The sequence below is a fragment of the Litorimonas sp. genome, from assembly GCA_029936425.1.
Classification (GTDB): domain Bacteria; phylum Pseudomonadota; class Alphaproteobacteria; order Caulobacterales; family Maricaulaceae; genus Litorimonas.
In genome coordinates this window covers 1-1,277 of the sequence record JAPYSU010000129.1, presented here as the reverse complement: position 1 = coordinate 1,277, position 1,277 = coordinate 1, and the positions used below count along the sequence as shown (strand labels likewise).

2 protein-coding genes are annotated in these 1,277 nt (G+C 48.1%); both read right to left on the bottom strand.

From position 1 onward, the window contains the following. Nucleotides 1-262, bottom strand: a 262-nt coding sequence (locus ACN0IC_RS15535) for a hypothetical protein (protein ID WP_416879656.1), incomplete at its 3' end; no start/stop codon positions are given. Continuing rightward, nucleotides 255-641 carry a DUF4262 domain-containing protein gene (locus tag ACN0IC_RS15530; protein WP_041336188.1) on the bottom strand — a complete coding sequence of 129 codons (387 nt, stop codon included), beginning with the start codon at nt 639-641 and terminating at the stop codon, nt 255-257. The genes ACN0IC_RS15530 and ACN0IC_RS15535, both read right to left, overlap by 8 nt. Between the last annotated feature and the right edge of the window lie 636 nt (nt 642-1,277).

Below are 1,277 nucleotides of genomic sequence, written 5' to 3'. Positions count from 1 at the left end.
CAATTACCTCAAAGGATAGATTTAGAAGCTCCCAAGGCAGCGATTCCGCCGGAATTTCTATAGAGACTTTCTCCGGCGCCCAGGGGAACACATGAATAGTGTTGATATCTCTGTCCACCACGTACACCGTTGCAAACCCTATGTCTCTCCAGCTTTCTTCAACAAAAATAAAACCGTTTTGGCTGTTAAAAGCGATGATTTCCCGGAGACGCTCTCTGGCCTCTTTCGCAGATTGAAAATCCACTAATCGCTCTTCAGTCACGAGGCACTCCCGGCACCAATACTTTCACTGCAGAAATCTTCCAATGCCCATAGTGGGTTCTCGCATCAAACAACCGCGTCTTAACCTGATCAACCGAAAGTGACTCAAAACCTGGCTTTGGAGTGACCACAGCGACCTCATCCCATGACTTAGCCGGGGTGTCCCGCCGTTCAGCCGCGAGAAACAAAAGCCTCAGCAGTTCATCACTTTGCTCGCGCGGCATCTTTTCGACCAGCAGCTCTGGCAATCCTATATCTGAGCACCCCACCGTGTAGGCGTAGCCTGGTACATGCCGAACATGGATACCATGATGTTCAATCGCATCCGCCACTGCGTTCTTATGGGCCGCGATTCCATTCTCAAATTTTCCCAGAGCCATCAGTACATCTCCAATCAGTCATTTACGAACACAGTACACTGGAAATCATGGCCGCCAAGGTCTGGTTGCTTTTTTAACCAAATACCGCAGGCTATTTTTTTCGAAAACATTGCGGATTGGTGTCTTCAGACCCCATCACTATACTGGCTGGGCCTGATACTTCCTCCAGGCCTGGTGTGAAGAAATTGGCCCCGCACGAGCAGACCGTTGAGATTACTCCTGGTCGAGCCTGACGATCTTATTTGCATTTCTTTAGTCTTACCCTCCAGAAAGCCTCAAAAAACGCCCTCTCCCACCATTATACACCCATAAGGTGGGATAATGCCTATTATCGCGCTTTTATTCTTCCTTGTTTTCTTTTGTGTTTCTTTTGTTTCGTTAGTATATAATTAATAAAATGAAACTCAGAAACTGACCAAGACAGCTCGCCGTCCGCGCTTAGTTGTCTAAGTTATTGTTTTTAATAGATAGGAAGGTGCACGTATGGGTAGGCCAGCCAGTATCAGCGAAGCAGACATCATCAGAGCCGTTGAAGAGCTGCAGGAAAGCCGGAAACCAGTAAACCCATACCAGGTCCGCCAAATTCTTGGTAAGGGCTCCACCGCAAAGATTGCTCACTACCTTCACGGGCTGGAC